Annotated in this window: 17 protein-coding genes and 1 riboswitch; of the genes, 3 read left to right on the top strand and 14 right to left on the bottom strand. The window is 72.7% G+C overall.

From position 1 onward, the window contains the following. Positions 1 to 28 precede the first annotated feature (28 nt). The 7 genes from BJ971_RS32025 to BJ971_RS31995 all read right to left on the bottom strand — a co-directional run bounded on the left by BJ971_RS32025 (position 29) and on the right by BJ971_RS31995 (position 8926). Complete coding sequence (locus BJ971_RS32025; protein ID WP_184996875.1) at positions 29 to 1816, bottom strand: ABC transporter ATP-binding protein; 1788 nt, start codon at positions 1814 to 1816, stop codon at positions 29 to 31. Next, positions 1809 to 3770 carry an ABC transporter ATP-binding protein gene (locus BJ971_RS42370; protein ID WP_184996874.1) on the bottom strand — a complete coding sequence of 654 codons (1962 nt, stop codon included), beginning with the start codon at positions 3768 to 3770 and terminating at the stop codon, positions 1809 to 1811. Before BJ971_RS42370 ends, BJ971_RS32025 begins: the two co-directional genes overlap by 8 nt. 69 nt (positions 3771 to 3839) lie before the next feature. Further along, positions 3840 to 4331: a hypothetical protein gene (locus tag BJ971_RS32015; RefSeq protein WP_239087376.1), complete on the bottom strand. Its 492-nt coding sequence runs from the start codon at positions 4329 to 4331 to the stop codon at positions 3840 to 3842. Beyond that, the gene (locus BJ971_RS32010; protein WP_184996873.1) at positions 4328 to 6034 is read right to left on the bottom strand and encodes a CehA/McbA family metallohydrolase domain-containing protein; all 1707 of its coding nucleotides are present in this window, start codon (positions 6032 to 6034) and stop codon (positions 4328 to 4330) included. Before BJ971_RS32010 ends, BJ971_RS32015 begins: the two co-directional genes overlap by 4 nt. Before the next feature lie 121 nt (positions 6035 to 6155). Further along, positions 6156 to 6959, bottom strand: coding sequence for an energy-coupling factor transporter transmembrane component T family protein (locus tag BJ971_RS32005; RefSeq protein ID WP_184996872.1), 804 nt, complete (start codon positions 6957 to 6959; stop codon positions 6156 to 6158). Next, positions 6956 to 8347: an ABC transporter ATP-binding protein gene (locus BJ971_RS32000; RefSeq protein WP_184996871.1), complete on the bottom strand. Its 1392-nt coding sequence runs from the start codon at positions 8345 to 8347 to the stop codon at positions 6956 to 6958. Before BJ971_RS32000 ends, BJ971_RS32005 begins: the two co-directional genes overlap by 4 nt. After that, positions 8348 to 8926 (bottom strand): ECF transporter S component, encoded by a 579-nt coding sequence (locus BJ971_RS31995; protein ID WP_184996870.1) that lies wholly within the window; start codon positions 8924 to 8926, stop codon positions 8348 to 8350. A 68-nt stretch (positions 8927 to 8994) separates the two neighbouring features. Next, a riboswitch (TPP riboswitch) is annotated at positions 8995 to 9098 on the bottom strand. A 101-nt stretch (positions 9099 to 9199) separates the two neighbouring features. Between BJ971_RS31995 and BJ971_RS31990 the strand changes: the two genes are divergently transcribed. Together BJ971_RS31990 and BJ971_RS31985 are read left to right on the top strand one after the other, a co-directional pair. Further along, positions 9200 to 10015: an alpha/beta fold hydrolase gene (locus BJ971_RS31990; RefSeq protein WP_184996869.1), complete on the top strand. Its 816-nt coding sequence runs from the start codon at positions 9200 to 9202 to the stop codon at positions 10013 to 10015. A 44-nt stretch (positions 10016 to 10059) separates the two neighbouring features. Next, on the top strand, positions 10060 to 10551 hold the full coding sequence (locus tag BJ971_RS31985; RefSeq protein WP_184996868.1) for a DUF6328 family protein: 492 nt from the start codon (positions 10060 to 10062) through the stop codon (positions 10549 to 10551). On the opposite strand, the gene BJ971_RS31980 is transcribed toward BJ971_RS31985, so the two are convergent. From BJ971_RS31980 to BJ971_RS31950, 7 genes are read right to left on the bottom strand one after another with little or no spacing between them, the layout of a single operon-like run. Continuing rightward, positions 10538 to 11143, bottom strand: a complete 606-nt coding sequence (locus BJ971_RS31980) for a hypothetical protein (RefSeq protein WP_221479767.1) — start codon at positions 11141 to 11143, stop codon at positions 10538 to 10540. The two genes, BJ971_RS31985 and BJ971_RS31980, sit on opposite strands and share 14 nt — an antisense overlap. Before the next feature lie 30 nt (positions 11144 to 11173). Continuing rightward, complete coding sequence (locus tag BJ971_RS31975) at positions 11174 to 11602, bottom strand: Fur family transcriptional regulator (RefSeq protein WP_184996866.1); 429 nt, start codon at positions 11600 to 11602, stop codon at positions 11174 to 11176. Then, positions 11599 to 11913, bottom strand: coding sequence for an ArsR/SmtB family transcription factor (locus tag BJ971_RS31970; protein ID WP_184996865.1), 315 nt, complete (start codon positions 11911 to 11913; stop codon positions 11599 to 11601). Before BJ971_RS31970 ends, BJ971_RS31975 begins: the two co-directional genes overlap by 4 nt. Continuing rightward, entirely contained in the window at positions 11910 to 12800 is an 891-nt protein-coding gene (locus BJ971_RS31965) for a metal ABC transporter permease (RefSeq protein WP_184999213.1), read from the bottom strand. Before BJ971_RS31965 ends, BJ971_RS31970 begins: the two co-directional genes overlap by 4 nt. A 29-nt stretch (positions 12801 to 12829) precedes the next feature. Then, the gene (locus tag BJ971_RS31960) at positions 12830 to 13609 is read right to left on the bottom strand and encodes a metal ABC transporter ATP-binding protein (protein ID WP_184996864.1); all 780 of its coding nucleotides are present in this window, start codon (positions 13607 to 13609) and stop codon (positions 12830 to 12832) included. Beyond that, complete coding sequence (locus tag BJ971_RS31955) at positions 13606 to 14547, bottom strand: metal ABC transporter substrate-binding protein (RefSeq protein ID WP_184996863.1); 942 nt, start codon at positions 14545 to 14547, stop codon at positions 13606 to 13608. The genes BJ971_RS31960 and BJ971_RS31955 overlap by 4 nt, the downstream gene beginning before the upstream one ends. A gap of 51 nt (positions 14548 to 14598) precedes the next feature. After that, the gene (locus BJ971_RS31950) at positions 14599 to 14859 is read right to left on the bottom strand and encodes a hypothetical protein (RefSeq protein WP_184996862.1); all 261 of its coding nucleotides are present in this window, start codon (positions 14857 to 14859) and stop codon (positions 14599 to 14601) included. A gap of 33 nt (positions 14860 to 14892) precedes the next feature. Here BJ971_RS31950 and BJ971_RS31945 point away from each other — a divergent pair, with 33 nt between their 5' ends. Then, positions 14893 to 15234 (top strand): antibiotic biosynthesis monooxygenase family protein, encoded by a 342-nt coding sequence (locus BJ971_RS31945; RefSeq protein WP_184996861.1) that lies wholly within the window; start codon positions 14893 to 14895, stop codon positions 15232 to 15234. Positions 15235 to 15242: the final 8 nt, after the last annotated feature.

The following is a 15242-nucleotide window of genomic DNA, read 5'->3' as shown; positions in this document are numbered from 1 at the left end:
AGGTCGCGGAAGGGCGACGGTCCGGCCGTCAGCGATAGGCGGCCGCCTGCAGGGTGAACAGCTCCGCGTAGAGGCCGTGTCTCGCCATCAGGTCCTGGTGGGTGCCGGCCTCGGCGATGCCGCCGTCCGCCACCACCAGGATCAGGTCGGCCATGCGGACGGTGGAGAAGCGGTGGGACACCAGCACCGTGATGCCGCCCGTGCGCGCGCCGACCTCGCCGGCCGACTGTGCGTAGCGCTCGAAGAGGGCGTGCTCGGTCAGTGGGTCCAGCGCCGCCGTCGGCTCGTCGAGGAGTAGGAGCAGTGGCTCCTCGCGCATCATCGCCCGGCTCAGCGCGACCCGTTGCCATTGGCCGTCGGAGAGTTCCTCGCCGTCCTCGTAGGCCTTGCCCAGGTGCGTGTCCAGGCCCTGGGGCAGGCGGTCGATCACCAGTTCCGCATCCGCGCGGTGCACCGCCTTGGGGACCGACCCGGGGTCGCCGGCCAGGCGCAGGTCGCCGACGCCGATGCTCTCCCGGGCCGGCGCGTCGAGCTTGACGAAGTCCTGGAAGCTCGCGGCGATGCGCTCCCGCCACCGGTCCGGATCGACGCGGCGGAGGTCCACGCCGTCTACGGTGATCTCGCCCGAGGTCGGCCGGTAGAACCGGGACAGGAGCTTGACCAGGGTGGACTTTCCCGCGCCGTTGTCGCCGACGATCGCCACGGTGGCGCCGGCCGGAATATGCACGGTCACGTCGCGCAGCACGTCGGTCTCGGTGCCCGGGTAGCGGAATGCCACACGGTCGAAGCGGATCCCGTCACGGAGCACCGGCGGCACCGGCCGGTCTGCCACGACGGGGTCGGCCGCCAGCTCGGTCTCCCTGCGCAGCCAGCGCACCCGCGCCAGGGCCCGGGCGTTGCGCTGCAGGGCGCCCGCTACCGCGACGACGCCGGCCGCCTGTGCGTTGGTCTGCACGGCGAGGGTGATCACCAGGACCACGTCGCCGACCGAGCGCTCACCCGCGATCGCCGAGCGGACCACGATCACCACCGCGGCGACGTACCCGACAGCGAAGATCAGCTGGCCGATCAGCCGCAGGCCCAGCCCGGCCAGCTCGGCCCGGCGTAGCGGAACCTCCTCATCCCGGCGTGCGGCGGTCTGGCGCTGCCGCAGCACACCCTGTAGCCCGAAGAGGCGGATCTCCTTTGCGGCGGCCGGGCTGACCGCCAGCTCGAGCAGATGCCAGCCGAGCCGCCGGGACTCGGCCGTTGCGAGCTCGGCGCGTTCCAGCCGGGCCTCGCCGATCCTTCCCGCGATCAGCGGCGGCACCGCGAACAGGGGCAACAGCAGCAGCCACGGCTCGACCCCGGCGAGCAGTACGGCGGTCAGCACGATCTGAGCGGAGAGCGTGACAGCGGTGAGCACGGTCTGTACGCCGTTGGCTATCTCCCAGCTCTCCTTGCGCAGCAACTCCATCCGGTCGGCATAGTCCCGCCGCTCGTGCTGATCGACCCCGGCCGTACCGTGTGCGAGGTCGCCGATCTCCCGTTCGACGCGCAGGTGATGCAGGTCGGCCAGCTCGAAGAAGAAGATGTGGGCGAAGTGCTCCATCGTGAGGCTCAGCAGCGCGACCAGCGCCACCGCGACCGCCGCCCGGACCGCCGCATCGGTGTCCCCGGCGAGGGTCGCGTCGGTGGCCACGGCGAGGAAGACGGCGATGAGTGGCGCGCTCACGTTGCCGAGCAGCATCAGGAAACCGGAGATCAGCAGCCGTCCCCGGCTCGCCTTCCAGGAGGAGCCGAGCACGCCGGTGATGCCGAGCCACAGGTCACGCATCGGCGGTCTCCTCGATCAGATCGTCGTCGCCGGACGGTTCGTCCTCGGCGAAACGGGCGGCTTGCAGCATGAACAGCTCCGCGTAACGGCCGCCGGCGGCGAGCAGCCCGTCGTGGGTGCCGGACTCGGTCACCCTGCCGTGCTCCAGGACCGCGATCCGGTCGGCCCGGCGTACGGTGGAGAAGCGGTGCGAGATCACCAGGCTGGTCGCCCCGCTGGTCAGGTCGAGGAACCGCTCGAAGAACGCCACCTCGGCGCGCGCGTCCAGGCTCGCCGTCGGCTCGTCGAGGACGAGCACCCGGGCGCCGCCCTCGACCGCGATCAGCGCCCGCGCGATGGCGATGCGCTGCCATTGGCCGCCCGAGAGTTCGGCACCGTCCGTGTACTGCCGGGACAGCGGGGTGTCGAGCCCGGCAGGAAGCCCTGCCACGAACTCGAGCGCGCCGGCCCGGCGCAGCGCCTCCTCGATGGGCTCGTCATCTCGTAGGCCGCCGGCGCCGAAGCCGACGTTGTCGCGGACGGGAAGTTCGAAGTGGACGAAGTCCTGGAAGATCGCGGCGACCTTGCGCTGCCAGGCCGCGCCGTCGAAGGTGCGGATGTCGACGCCGTCGGCCGTGATCCGCCCCGACTCGGGCTCGTAGAGGCGGGCGAGCAGCTTGACCAGCGTCGTCTTGCCGGCGCCGTTGAGGCCGACGATCGCCAGCGAGGCACCCGCGGGGATGACCAGGTCCAGCCCGTCGAGCACGGGTGGCGCGTCCGGGGCGTACCGGAAGGTCACCCGCTCGAACCGGATCTCCCGGATCGGCAGCTCGGCCGACGGGGTCTCGCTGCCACCCGGGTCGGCGGCCGCCAGGGTCAGCTCGCCGAGCCGGGTCAGCGCCTGCTGCGCGTTCATGCCGTACTCGGTCTGCACGTCGGACTCCGCGATGAACGCACCGATCCGGATCGAGGAGAGCGCCGCCTGCATCACGATCATGAACGCGCCGACGCCGAGCACGCCGGTGGCCGACGCACGCGCCACGGCGGCCAGCACGCCGCCGAGCAGCACGAACGCCGTGAGGGTGTAGAGCACGTACGGCCCGTAGAAGATGCGGCGGCGCTGCTGCCAGACCGGCACCGAGCTGGCCATGAACGCGTCCGAGTAGCGCTCGCCCACCCAGCCGAGGAGGCCGAAGACGCGGATCTCCTTGGCTGCGTCGGCGGTGAAGAGCAGATCGCGGAAGTAGAAGCGACGCCGCCGGACCCGCTGGTGCGTCATGAAGATCCGGCCGAAGACGGAGAGGCCGACCCGGTACCCGAACCGGATGACCAGCCCGGCCAGCAGCACGGCCGCGCCGGCCCACCATTCGTACACGACGGCGACGACAACCGCGGCCGCGACGGTCTGCAGGTAGTGCGAGAGCAGCGCGATGAAGCCTGCGCAGGCGGCGCCGGGTGTCCAGGCCGCCATGCGCAGCATGTTGACGCCGTCAGCGGCCTGGTCGAGCACCTCCGGATCCTCGAGGACGGCGACACTCGGCCCGGCGAACGAGTCGGCCATCAGCCGGTCGCGGACCCGGTCGTCGATCCGCCGGCGCAGCACCTCGCCGAGGAACGCCTGCACCGGCAGCAGCAGCTGGATGGCGAAGAACAGCGCCGCGGCGGCGATCAGGTGGTCGCGCAGTTGCTGCCAGGCCGATGAGTCGACGCCGCCCTCCACCGCGGCGGGGACGCCGGCGATGACCCCGGCGGTGGCGAGCACGAAGCCGATGGGCAGCAGGCCCGCGATGATCTGCAGGAGGACGGCGCTGCCCACCACCGCCGGCCCTCCGCCGAGCAACAGCCGGAGGATGGCCCGGCGTTGGTCCCAGCGGCCCCGCATCCCGCCGGTGAACTCGCCCCACACCGACCTGTTGACGGCGTCGCCCGCGCTCTGGTCGACCATCAGCACCCCCGAGGCATCGATCGAGAGCACCAACCTACCGGCGACCGCCCACGGAAATCGCCCCGGTTTCCGGCCGGGGCCGACCAAAAAGGACAGAGGCTAGTGTGCGGCGCAGCAGGGTGTCGGGGTTCGGGTCTCGAAGGGGACCAGGCGGTCGCCCACGGCCGGGGTCGTGGCGAGGGTCAGGACCCCCGCCCGCCAGTGCGGCCTGACGAAGCCTCCCGTGTCCACCATCGCCGTGTGGTCCGCCGCCCCACCGCCGAGGACCTCCACCCGCTCGATCGCGCTCCGGGCGATGATCTCCGCGACGCTGAGCGTGCCGACCAGGTCTCGCACGCCCGGATAGACCACCGCCCGCCCGGACGTGCGGGTGAGCTGCGCGGCGGCCGCCTCCGGGCAGGGCGGGCCGAGCGAGGGCGGCGCCTCGCCGGCGAAGACCAGGCTGAGCGCCACGTGCGGCCGCGGCGAGCGCATCAGGTGGGTGCAGGCCAGCACCGGAGTGGTGGGCAGCGCCGCCAGCCAGTGCTCGGCCGCCACGGTGTCGGGGTGTTCCAGGCTCACCCCGATCACCGGGAGGTCCTCGATCGTCACCTGGGCAGGACCCAGATCGGGTTGGTGTAGAACCACAGGTCGCCCCAGGGGTCGGCGTCCCCGATCACGTCGAGCTTCGGGCCGGCCGGGTCGATCGCCGCGCCCAGCAGGCCCGGCTGCGTGCGCCGGCCGTCCGTGCCGCGCAGGCGCAGGTAGAACGGCTTGTCCAGGCGGCCGAGCGGGTACGTCACCGACAGCCGCGACGAGCCGCGCGACACCTCGAAGGACTTGACCACCCGGGTGTCCGGCGCCGTGAAGGCGTCGCGGGACGCGACCGGGCCGGTGACGGTGCCGACGATCACGTCGACGCGGGACAGGACCGGGACGAACTGGGCCCAGTTCGGCAGGTCCTGGAGGTCGATCTCCAGCGTCAGTTCCGTGGCCGTGCCGCGCCGCACGTGCAGGACGCCGCCCAGCGGCGTACCGGATGAGCGCCGGCGGTCGCCCGCGACCCGGACCCGCGCGTCAACGGTCTTGACGAGGCGGCCGTGGTCGACCCAGACCCGGCCGGCGCGCAGGCCGTCCATGACGGCCCGGTACGAGAACGAGGTCGCCCCGACGTTGGTGCGCCCGTAGAAGCCCGGCCAGAAGTCGCCCGCGCCCGTGTTGACCGTCGGCGTGTACACCGGGTCGTTGTAGCGGCCGTTGGCCTCGAAGTCGCTGCCCGGGCCGCGTTCCGACTGGTCCAGGTAGTTCACGTGGCTGTCCGAGTTCACCGTCACCCACCACGCCCGGCCCTCGGCGAGCAGGCTGTCCCAGAGGCCGCCGACCGTCGCCGTCATCCAGTCGAAGCCGCCCCACGTGCGGTAGGCCTCCAGCGGGTAGCCCGGGAACGAGGCCGCCGCCGGGTTGTTGTCGTAGAGGCCGCGGGCGCCGCCCCGGCCGTTCGGCGCCTTGATGCCGGCGGCCTGGTGTCCGGGGGCGCCCTCCATGCCGATCGCGACGCTCGGGTCGGCGTCGCGCCAGTTGCGGATCTCGTGCGGCGAGTCGATGCCGCGCCGGGCCGGGTGGTTCGCCAGGAACAGCGCGCCGTCGACCTTGCGGGCCTTGACCTGTTCGCCGAGGAACTTGATGCCGGCGATGGCCATCGCCTCGTTCTGCGCCTCGGTGTTCGTCGCCGGCAGCTGCGAGCCGTCGTAGGTCTGCTCGAACTGCTTGAGCACCGCGACCTCGTTGCGGCCCGGATGCACGAAGACCGTGGCGTGCTCGGCGGCGGGGATGTTCCACTCCAGGCCCTGGAACGTGAGCAGCTCGGGCAGCGCGGAGCGGGTCGCCTGGATGTCCGGGTTGACCTTCTCCACGCCGATCCTGGCGTGCGCGTTGCTGCCGTGGTCGGTGATGACCAGCCAGTCCAGGCCGTACGCGTGGCCGTGCCCGGCCTGGTCGATGACCCGGTACTGGCCGTCGGAGCTGTGCTGGGTGTGAATGTGGTGGTCGCCCGCCAGCCAGCGGAAGCCGCCCTTCGCGGTGCCGCCGCCGGCCGGGCCGTGCGCGTGCGGCAGCCCGGCCGCCGCGGCCGCCGGTGTGGCGAGCACCGACGCGGCCGCGCCGGCGCCGAGCAGGCCGGCGCCGCGCAGGAAGCCGCGGCGGGAGACGTCCGACGGCGACAGTTCGCCGTCGGGCACGCTCAGGTCCTGTGCCGCGGGCACGTCGGTTCCGGCGGCGTCGTGCGGGTGATCGTGGTGGTGGTGGCCGTGACCCATGTCCGTGGCTCCCGAAGATCGACAGGGATGTCCGCGTCAATCTCGTGGCGGCGGTCCAACGCGGGGTGTCAGCCGGGTGGCCCTGCGGCGAACATGAGCGCAATCCGCAGATCGACGCCGGTCAGCCGATGATCGGGCGAAAGAGGCCGGCCTGGATGCTGATCGTCAGGATCGCCGCCGAGAGGACGGCCGCGCCGATCAGCAGGGCCGCGTCCGCGCGGCCGAAGACCTGGCGGCGGGCGCAGGTGCGGGGGATGCCGGAGTCGAAGCCGCGGGAGTCCATCGCCAGCGCCAGCCGGGTGCCGCGGCGCAGGGCGCCGACCAGCAGGGCGAACGCGGTGGACCCGAACAGCCGCAGCCGGGCGACCGGGTTACGGCCTGCGTCGATGCCACGCGCCCGGCGTGCCAGCCCGAGCATCTGCCACTCCTCGCCGAGCAGCGGGATCATCCGGAAGGCCGCGAGCGCGCCGATGGCGAAGCGGGCGGGCGCCCTCGCGTTCTGCACCAGGGCGTCCGCGAGATCGGTCGGGTCGGTGGTGGCGAAGACGATGATGCCGGGCAGCGCGACCGCGAAGAGGCGCAGCACCAGGCCGAGCGCGCCCATGACGACGCCGGTGGTGATGTCGAACGGGCCGAGCGAGAAGAGCAGCGCGCCGGTGCGGTCGGCCGCGAACAGCACCATGGTGATCAGGACGCCGGCGGCGGCCAGCGCGAGCGGCCAGGCCCGCCGGGCCAGCACGCGATAGCGCACGCCGAACAGCGGCAGCAGCGCCAGCTCGACCGCGAGCGCGAGGCCGGGCGTCAGCGGGTCGAGGGTCGCCACCAGCGGCAGCGAGAACAGCAGCGCCGCGCCGAGCTTGGCGACCGGGTTGCGCCGGGCCAGAACGGCGGTGGCGTCGGCGACCGGTTCCAGGACGAGGGTCATCCGGCCCCGCCCAGGACGACGGTGCGGTCGGCGAGGGCGGTCACGAAGTCGTCGTCGTGGGTGACCGCGACGATTCCGCACCCGTCGTCGCGCAGCCGGGCCAGCAGCTCGACCAGCTCGATCCAGGTGCGCCGGTCCTGGCCGAAGGTCGGCTCGTCGAGTACGAGCAGCCGGGGCGCGGTGGCCAGCGCCGTCGCCACGCTCAGGCGGCGGGCCTCGCCACCGGAGAGGGTGTACGGGTTGGCGCCCGCCAGCTTGGTCAGCCGCAGCCGGTCGAGCAGTTCGTCCACGATGGCGGAGACGTCGGTGCGGCCGAGCTGGCGGGGCCCGAGGGCGAGCTCGTCGGCGACCCGGGACGTGACGAACTGGTGTTCCGGTGACTGGAAGACCGATCCGATGCGCTGGGTGAGCGCCGCCGCACGCCACCGGTGCGGCGCGCCGCCCGGCGCCGCGTCGACCGAGCCCGAGGTGGGTGCGAGCAACCCGCCGAGCACCAGGGCCAGCGTGGACTTGCCGGCGCCGTTCGGGCCCGTGACGGCGAGCGCCTCGCCGGCCCGTACGCAGATGCTTGTCGCCGCGAGCCGGTGCCGCACGGTGACGTGCTCCGCGCGTACCAGGGAATCGGCCGGCGGTGCGACGGCCCGGTGCGTGGGCAGCGGCCGGCCCGGCACCCAGACGCCCTCCTCGGCGAGCTGATCGCCGAGGAGCGCGAAGACGGCCGACGGGGTGCCGTCGGCGCGGACGCCGCCGCCCGGCTCCAGGACGACCACCCGGTCGACCAGGGTGAGCGCCTCGGCGATCCGGTGCTCGACCAGGATCAGCGTGGTGTCCGGGTCGTGCGAGCGGGCGATCGCCGAGCGGATCAGCGCGCCGCCGGCCGGGTCGAGGTTGGCGGTCGGCTCGTCGAGCAGCAGCAGGCCCGGCCGTGGCGCCAGGACCCCGGCGAGGGCCAGGCGCTGCTGCTCGCCGCCGGACAGAGCTGAGGTCCGCCGGTCGAGCGGGTACGGGAATCCGACCCGGTCGAGCGCGGCGGACACCCGCGGCCAGATCTCCTCGGCGGGTACGCCCCGGTTCTCCAGTCCGAACGCCACGTCGTCGCCGCTGCGGGCCATCACGAGCTGGGTCTGCGGGTCCTGGAAGACGATGCCGACCCGCTCGCGGGCCTTGACCGGCTCCAGGCCGTCGATCTCGACAGTGCCCTCGGACTCGCCGGAGTCCTCGGGCAGCAGGCCGGCCAGCGCGGCGAGCAGGGTGCTCTTGCCGGCACCGGAGGGTCCCAGCAGGAGCACCCGCTCGCCGTGCGAGATGCGCAGGTCGACGCCGCGCACGGCCCAGGCCCGGCGCCCGGCGTGGCGCCAGCCGAACCCGCGCAGCACGACCTCGGGCATCTAAACCAGGGCTCGGTCGCGGCCGGCGGCGAAGCGGTCAAGCACGCCGGTGGGGGCCAGCGCGCGGGTCAGCGCCCAGGAACCGGCGCCCGCGATGATCGTGCTGCTGACCATCGTGAGCAGCGCGTAGGGGATCCGGTAGTCCCACAGGTCGTAGGCCGCGTTCCAGGCGAAGAAGTCGAACACCGCCGCGCTGAACCCGGTCAGCAGGCCGGCGAGCAGCGCCGCCGGCAGCTTCCACGAGCGGTACAGCAGCAGCGCGAACGCCAGCTCCGCGCCGAGCCCCTGCACCAGGCCCTGCGGGATGACCGTTGCGCCCCAGGCCGCGCCGAGCAGCGCGGAGATGATGGCCGCGACCGTCTCGGTGTACAGCGCGGCACCCGGCTTGCGGATGATCAGCCCGGCCAGCACGGCCGGCATCAGCCAGACGCCGTAGAGCAGCGCCTGCGCGGGCGGGAAGAAGGCGAACGCGCCGTCGGTGGCGCTCCAGACCAGGTTCCAGGCCCAGAAGATCACGCCGAAGGTGACGGCGATGATCGATGCGACGATGATGTCGATCGTGCGCCAGCGGAAATTCATTCGTGCCTCCCAGCTCATACCGGGAGGAGACGCGGCGCCGGCCCGGGTGTCGCCCGGGCGCGGCGCGGCTGGAGAAAGACCGAACTCCCTGCGCTGGCATTACCCAGATCAGGTTCGAGGGTCTGCGGTGTCACCCGCACTCTCAGCGCTGTGCGCTCCCCTGTCGGTGAAGTCCGTTCACGCCGCGTCTGCGCGTCGCGAGCGGGCTTCATTGCATGTGTTTCGATGACGCTAACACCGTACGGACGTACGGAACAGCGTAGGAGGCGTCACATGGAGATCAAGGCGAGAGGGCTGACCTTCGACGTGTACGAGGGTGGCCCGGTCGACGGCCCGCCGGTGCTCCTGCTGCACGGCTTCCCGCAGGACCACCGCGAGTTCGATCTTATTCTGCCCCGGCTGCACGCCGCCGGGTTACGCACGTACGCGCTGGACCAGCGCGGCTACTCGCCCGGCGCCCGGCCCGCCGCCGTCGCCGAGTACAGCCTCGACGAGCCGACGGCCGACGCGATCGCGGTGCTCGACGCGCTCGGCGTGGAGAAGGCGCACGTCGTCGGCCACGACTGGGGCGCGCACGTCGGCTGGCTGCTGGCCGACCGGCACCCCGAGCGGGTCAGCACGCTTACGGCGGTCTCGGTGCCGCACCCGCGGGGTCTCGGCGTCGCGCTGCACAACCAGCCCTCGCAGAAACTGCGGTTCGCCTACATGGGCCTGTTCCGCTCCCGGATCGCCGAGCGGCTGCTGCTCGCCGCCGACGCGACGGTGCTGCGCTCGATGCTGCGCCCGATCGGTGCCCGCGCCGACCGGTACGCCACCGCGATGCGCGAGCCCGGCCGGCTGACCGGCGCCTTGAACTGGTACCGCGCGATCACCACGGGTAGGCTGGCGAAGGTCGGCAAGATCACAGTTCCCACCACATATGTCTGGAGCGACGGCGACCCGGTCGTTGGCCGGTCGGCGGCGCTGTCCACGGCCACCTGGGTCGAGGCGGATTACCGGTTTGTCACCCTGCGCGGGATCGGCCACTGGGTGCCGGAGGAGGCGCCACAGGCGCTGGCCGACGTGACTCTCGACCGCATCGGCGTCTGACGCCGCTCGGGCTGCCGGTCTCCGTGCCGTCACGAGGAGGCTCGATGGCCGCTGACGAGTCCGAGCGACAGCGCTGGAACCGCAACTTCGCGGACCTGCTGCAGGAGCTGCGGGTCACCCAGACGGGCGTGCAGGTCCTCTTCGCATTCCTGCTGACCCTGCCGTTCAGCAGCGGCTTCCCGGAGACCACCGAGTTCCAGCAGGACACCTACATCGTCGCGCTGATGTCGGCCGCGTTCGCCGCCGCGATGATCATTTCGCCGGTGGCGTTCCACCGCGCGCTGTTCCGCCGGGGGCGCAAGCCGGAGCTGGTCCGCTACGCGCACCGGATGGCCACCGGCGGCCTGGCCTTCCTGCTGATCTCGATGGTCAGCAGCGTGCTGCTGATCGCCGACTATCTGCTGAACATCTGGGCCGCGAGCGTCCTGGCGGCGATCACCGCCGCCTGGTTCCTGACGTTCTGGGCGGCCATCCCGTTCGTCCGGCGCGCCTGGATGGACGAGGAGTACGAGGAGAACGGGACTAGCGGGCCTTAGCGGGCTTGAGCCCCATCTCCTTGAGCTCGAGCGCCGCCAGCGCCTGGACCGCCTCCGCGTCTCCGTTGCGCCAGGACTGCGCGATGTCCGGGCCCAGCTTGGTCAGCTCGTTCAGCGGCCGCCCGGCCAGGGCGCGCAGCGCGAGCAGGTCCTGTCCGGCCGGCTCGGCGCGGACCTTGCAGGCCACCCCGGCCCGGCGCATCCAGCGCAGCCGCAGCGGCAGCCAGACGAAGAGCACCAGAGCGAGCGGCCCCACGATGATCGCCAGGGAGACGACGAGCGCCAGGTTGTCCGCCATCTCCTGCTGCTGGCGGCCGGCCTCGGCGAGCCGGTCGGCGGCGTCGGCGGCCTTGGTGAACGGCGCGGTCAGCTCGTCGCCGACCAGCGGGACCCGGCCGACCTTGCCGGAGATGTCGTTCATGTTGCCGGCGATGCCGACGCCGGCCTCCTGGAGCTTCTGCCCCGGAACGCCGAGCTTCTCGACAAGGTCGTTGATCCAGATGCCGGCCCGGATCCAGGCATAGATCCAGAGCACGACGAACAGGTCGGTGAACACCTGGCGTACGGCGGTTGGCAGCCGATCGGCGTACATCTTCACGCGCGCCAGCGTGCCACGACACGGCTAGGAACGCTTGTCGGCGCACTCCGGACAGGTACCGAAGATCTCCATGGTGTGCGAGACGTCGACGAAGCCGTGATTGCCGGCGACCTTCTCGGCCCAGGTCTCGACGGCCGGGCCCTCCACCTCGACGGCCCGCCCGCAGGAACGGCAGACCAGATGGTGGTGGTGGCCCTGGCTGCAGCGGCGGTAGAGGTGCTCGCCGCCCGGCGGGCGCATCACGTCGATCTCGCCCGCGTCGGCGAGGCCCTGGAGGGTGCGGTAGACGGTGGTCAGGCCGACCCGCTCGCCCCGGTTGCGCAGCATCGCGTGGAGGTCCTGCGCGCTGTTGAAGCCCTCCGCCTCGGCGAGGGCCGCGCTCACCGCGGTCCGCTGCTTCGTGTTCCTGACAACGGTGCCCTCGTCCCCGATGCCCTCACCCTGTCCGGTCATTTGCCCTCCCTCGCATGACTCACGGCGTCGGCGACGATGTGTGCGACGTGTTCGTCCACGAGTGAGTATGCGATCTCCCGCCCCCGGCGCGCACTGCGCACCACGCCGGCGCCGCGCAGAACCCGAAGGTGCTGCGAGACCAGCGGCTGGGGCGCCCCCAGCTTCTCGACCAGTTCGTGCACGCAGCGTTCCCCGGCGCCGAGCTCCGCGACGATCGCGACCCGGATCGGCGCGGAGAGCGCCCGGAGCAGCTCGCCGGCCGCCTCGTAAGCCTCGTAGCCGCCCGTCACCGGGGCAACGTTACTGCTCATCGGGCTCCCGCCTGAAGAACGACGTCCGGCGGCTCCGCCTCCACCCCCGCCCGCGCCGGGCCCGCGCCGGCGCGCCGGCGAAGCGCGCGCCAGGTGGCGCCGCCGACGGTGAGGGCGACGAAGACCGCGATGGCCAGGATCACGATGGTGGCGCCGGGCGCGGTGTTCACCTCGCCGGCCAGCGTGATGCCGGCGGCGGCCGCGCCGACCCCGATCAGCATGGCCGCGGCCATCGTGCTGCGAAAGCCGCGGGTGACCTGCTGGGCCGCGGCGACCGGGACCACCATCAGGGCGCTGACCAGCAGCAGCCCGACGGTGCGCATGGCGATCGTCACGGTCACGGCCGTGGTCACGGCCATCAGGAGATTGAGGGTACGCACGGGAAGCCCGGAGACGCGGGCGTACTCCTCGTCGTTGCAGACCGCGAAGAGCGCCTGCCGCAGCCCGAGCATCGCGATCAGCACGGCGGCGCCGAGCACCGCGATGACCGTCAGGTCCTGTCGCGACGTGGTGGTCAGCGAGCCGAACAGGAACTGCATCAGGCTGGCGTTGCCGCTGCTGTCGGAGAGCCCGACCAGCACCACGCCGCCCGCGATGCCGCCGTAGAAGAGCAGGGCGAGGGCCAGGTCGCCGGAGGTACGGCCACGCTCGCGCACCAGCTCGACGCCGATCGCGCCGACCACCGAGACGATCACAGCGGTCAGCACGGGTGACTGGTGCAGCAGCAGGCCGACGCCGACGCCGGTCAGCGCCACGTGCCCGATGCCGTCACCGATCAGCGACAGCCGTCGCTGCACCAGGTAGATGCCGAGCGCCGGCGCGGTCAGGCCGATGATCAAGGCGCTGATCAGCGCCCGGACCATGAACTCGTACTGATAGAGGTCGATGGGTTCTCATCCCCTCGAAGGTGCGGGCATCAGCGGGACGGCATCCGGTCGGTGGGCGCCACGCAGATCGCGGGCCGTTCGGCCGCGGCGTGCGGGTGTACGTGGTCGTGGCCGGGCTGGGCGTGGTGCCCGGCGGGCTCCGGCACCGCGCCCTCGTACGCGATCCGACCGTCGTGCACCACGACGGCCCGGTCGACGAGCGGCTCGATCGGGCCGAGCTCGTGCGCGACGAGCAGGATCGTGCCGCCGGCGCCGCCGAAATGGCGCAGCGCGACGGCGAACGCGTCCTGGCTGGCCGCGTCGACGCCGGCCGTCGGCTCGTCGAGCACGAGCAGGTCGGGCCGCCCGGCAAGGGCGCGGGCGATGAGCGTGCGCTGCTGCTGGCCGCCCGAGAGGGTGCTCACCGGGTCGCCGATGCGGTCCAGCAGGCCGACGTCCTCGAGCGCCGCGCGGACGGCGGCCCGGTCGGCGGCGCCGGACGGGCGGAAGACGCCCCGGCGCGCGAGCCGGCCGGAGGCGACGACCTCGCCGACCGTCGCCGGCACGCCGCTGCCGGCGCCCATCCGCTGCGGGACGTAGCCGATCCGGGCCCACCGCCGGAACCGGCGCTGCGGCGTGCCGAAGAGCTCGATCGTGCCCGAGTCCAGCGGCACCAGGCCGAGGATCGTGCGGACCAGCGTGGACTTGCCGGAGCCGTTGGCGCCCAGGATCGCGACGACCTGGCCGGCCGGGACGTCCAGGGTGACGTCGTGCAGGACCGCGCGGCCGCCGTAGGAGACGGCCGCGTGCTGTACGGAGACGACGCTCATGAGGTGCACTCCAGGGCCGCGGTAAGGGCGCTCAGGTTGCCGCGCATGACGGAGAAGTAGTCCGCGCCCGGCTCGGTGATCCCTTCGAGGGGATCGAGGACGGCGGTCCGGGCGCCGACCTCGCGGGCGATGGTGTCGGCGACCTTCGGGCTCACCAGCGTCTCGAAGAAGATCGTGGTGGCGCCGGTCGCCCGGGCCTGCTCCGCGACGTGCACCAGGTGCCGCGGCGACGGCTCCGACTCGGGGGAGACGCCGGTGATGCCGACCTCGGTCAGCCCGTAGCGGTCGGCGAGGTAGCGGAACGCGGTGTGGCTGGTGATGAACTCGCGACGCTCGCAGGTCCGCAGCCGGGTCGCGAACTCGGCGTCGAGCGCGTCGAGCTGGGCGTGCAGCGCCGCGGCCCGGGCACGGTACGCGTCGGCGCGGGCCGGGTCGGCCTGTGCGAGGCGCTCGGCGAGCCGGTCGGCGACGGCGGCGAAGCGCACCGGGTCGAGCCAGACGTGCGGGTCGGTGCCGCCCTCGGCGTGCTCGTGCTCGCCCGGCTCGTGCCCGTGCTCGTCCTCGTGCGCGTCGGCGGCGAGCAGCTCGACCACCGAGCCGGCGTCGAGGGCCCGGCCGGTCGCCTCCTGCGCGACGGCCTGGTCGACGGCGGGCTGGAAGCCCTTGAGGTAGAGCACCAGCCCGGCGTCGCTGATCTCGCCGACCTGGCGCGGGTAGAGCTCGACGTCGTGCGGCTCGGCGCCCGGCTTGGTCAGGTCGGTGACCGCCACCGCGTCGCCGCCGATCCGCTCGCCGAGGAACCGCAGCGGATAGAACGCGGTCACCACGTCGAGCCGGCCGTCGGCCGCGAAGCCGCTCGCCTTGTCGCCGCACGCCGCGCTCGTGCCGATCAGCAGCGCAACGGCGACTGCCGCGAGCAGGCGACGGGGCGGCATCATGCCATCAACTGTGCGCTCTATTGGTAATGATTGTCAAAAGCGCATGTGTTTTCAGATCAATTTGGCGACGACCGCCGCCAGCAGCAGGACCAGCAGCGTGGCCCGGACCACCCGCACCGGCGTGGTCTGCACCGGCCAGGTGGTGAGGGCGAGCGCCACCAGCGCGACCCACAGCACGAAGAGCAGCGCGGCGCCGATGATGCCCGGCAGGAAGAGGCCCGCCAGCAGCACCGCGAGGGCCGCGATGAACGCCACCGTCGGGTTGACCCTCGCCAGCCGGCGCAGCAGATTCTCGGACTTGGGTGTGGTCACGTCGGCCTTCCCTGGTGTGCGTACGCTCACGTCATGCTGGTGCTCAACCGCTTCGTCGTCCACCCGGACGCGCAGGAATCGTTCACCGAGCGGGCGCACGCCGCCCTCGCCGCGCTGGCGGAACGGCCCGGCTACCTCTCCGGCCGGCTCACCCGCGCGCTGGACGACCCCGCCTACTGGACCCTGGTCACCGAATGGGAGTCCGTGGGAGCGTACCGGCGCGCGCTCGGCGGGTTCGACGTGAAGGTGCACGCCACCCCGCTGCTCTCCGAGTCGCTCGACGAGCCGTCGGCGTTCGAGACCCTCGCCGCCGCCGAGCCCGGTGGCGAGGTCGTGGCCACGGCCAGCGACCGGGCCGCCGAACCCTGGCGCTGAGCCGTACG

The sequence above is a fragment of the Amorphoplanes digitatis genome (assembly GCF_014205335.1).
GTDB lineage: Bacteria > Actinomycetota > Actinomycetes > Mycobacteriales > Micromonosporaceae > Actinoplanes > Actinoplanes digitatus.
This window is presented reverse-complemented; position numbering and strand designations above follow the sequence as displayed.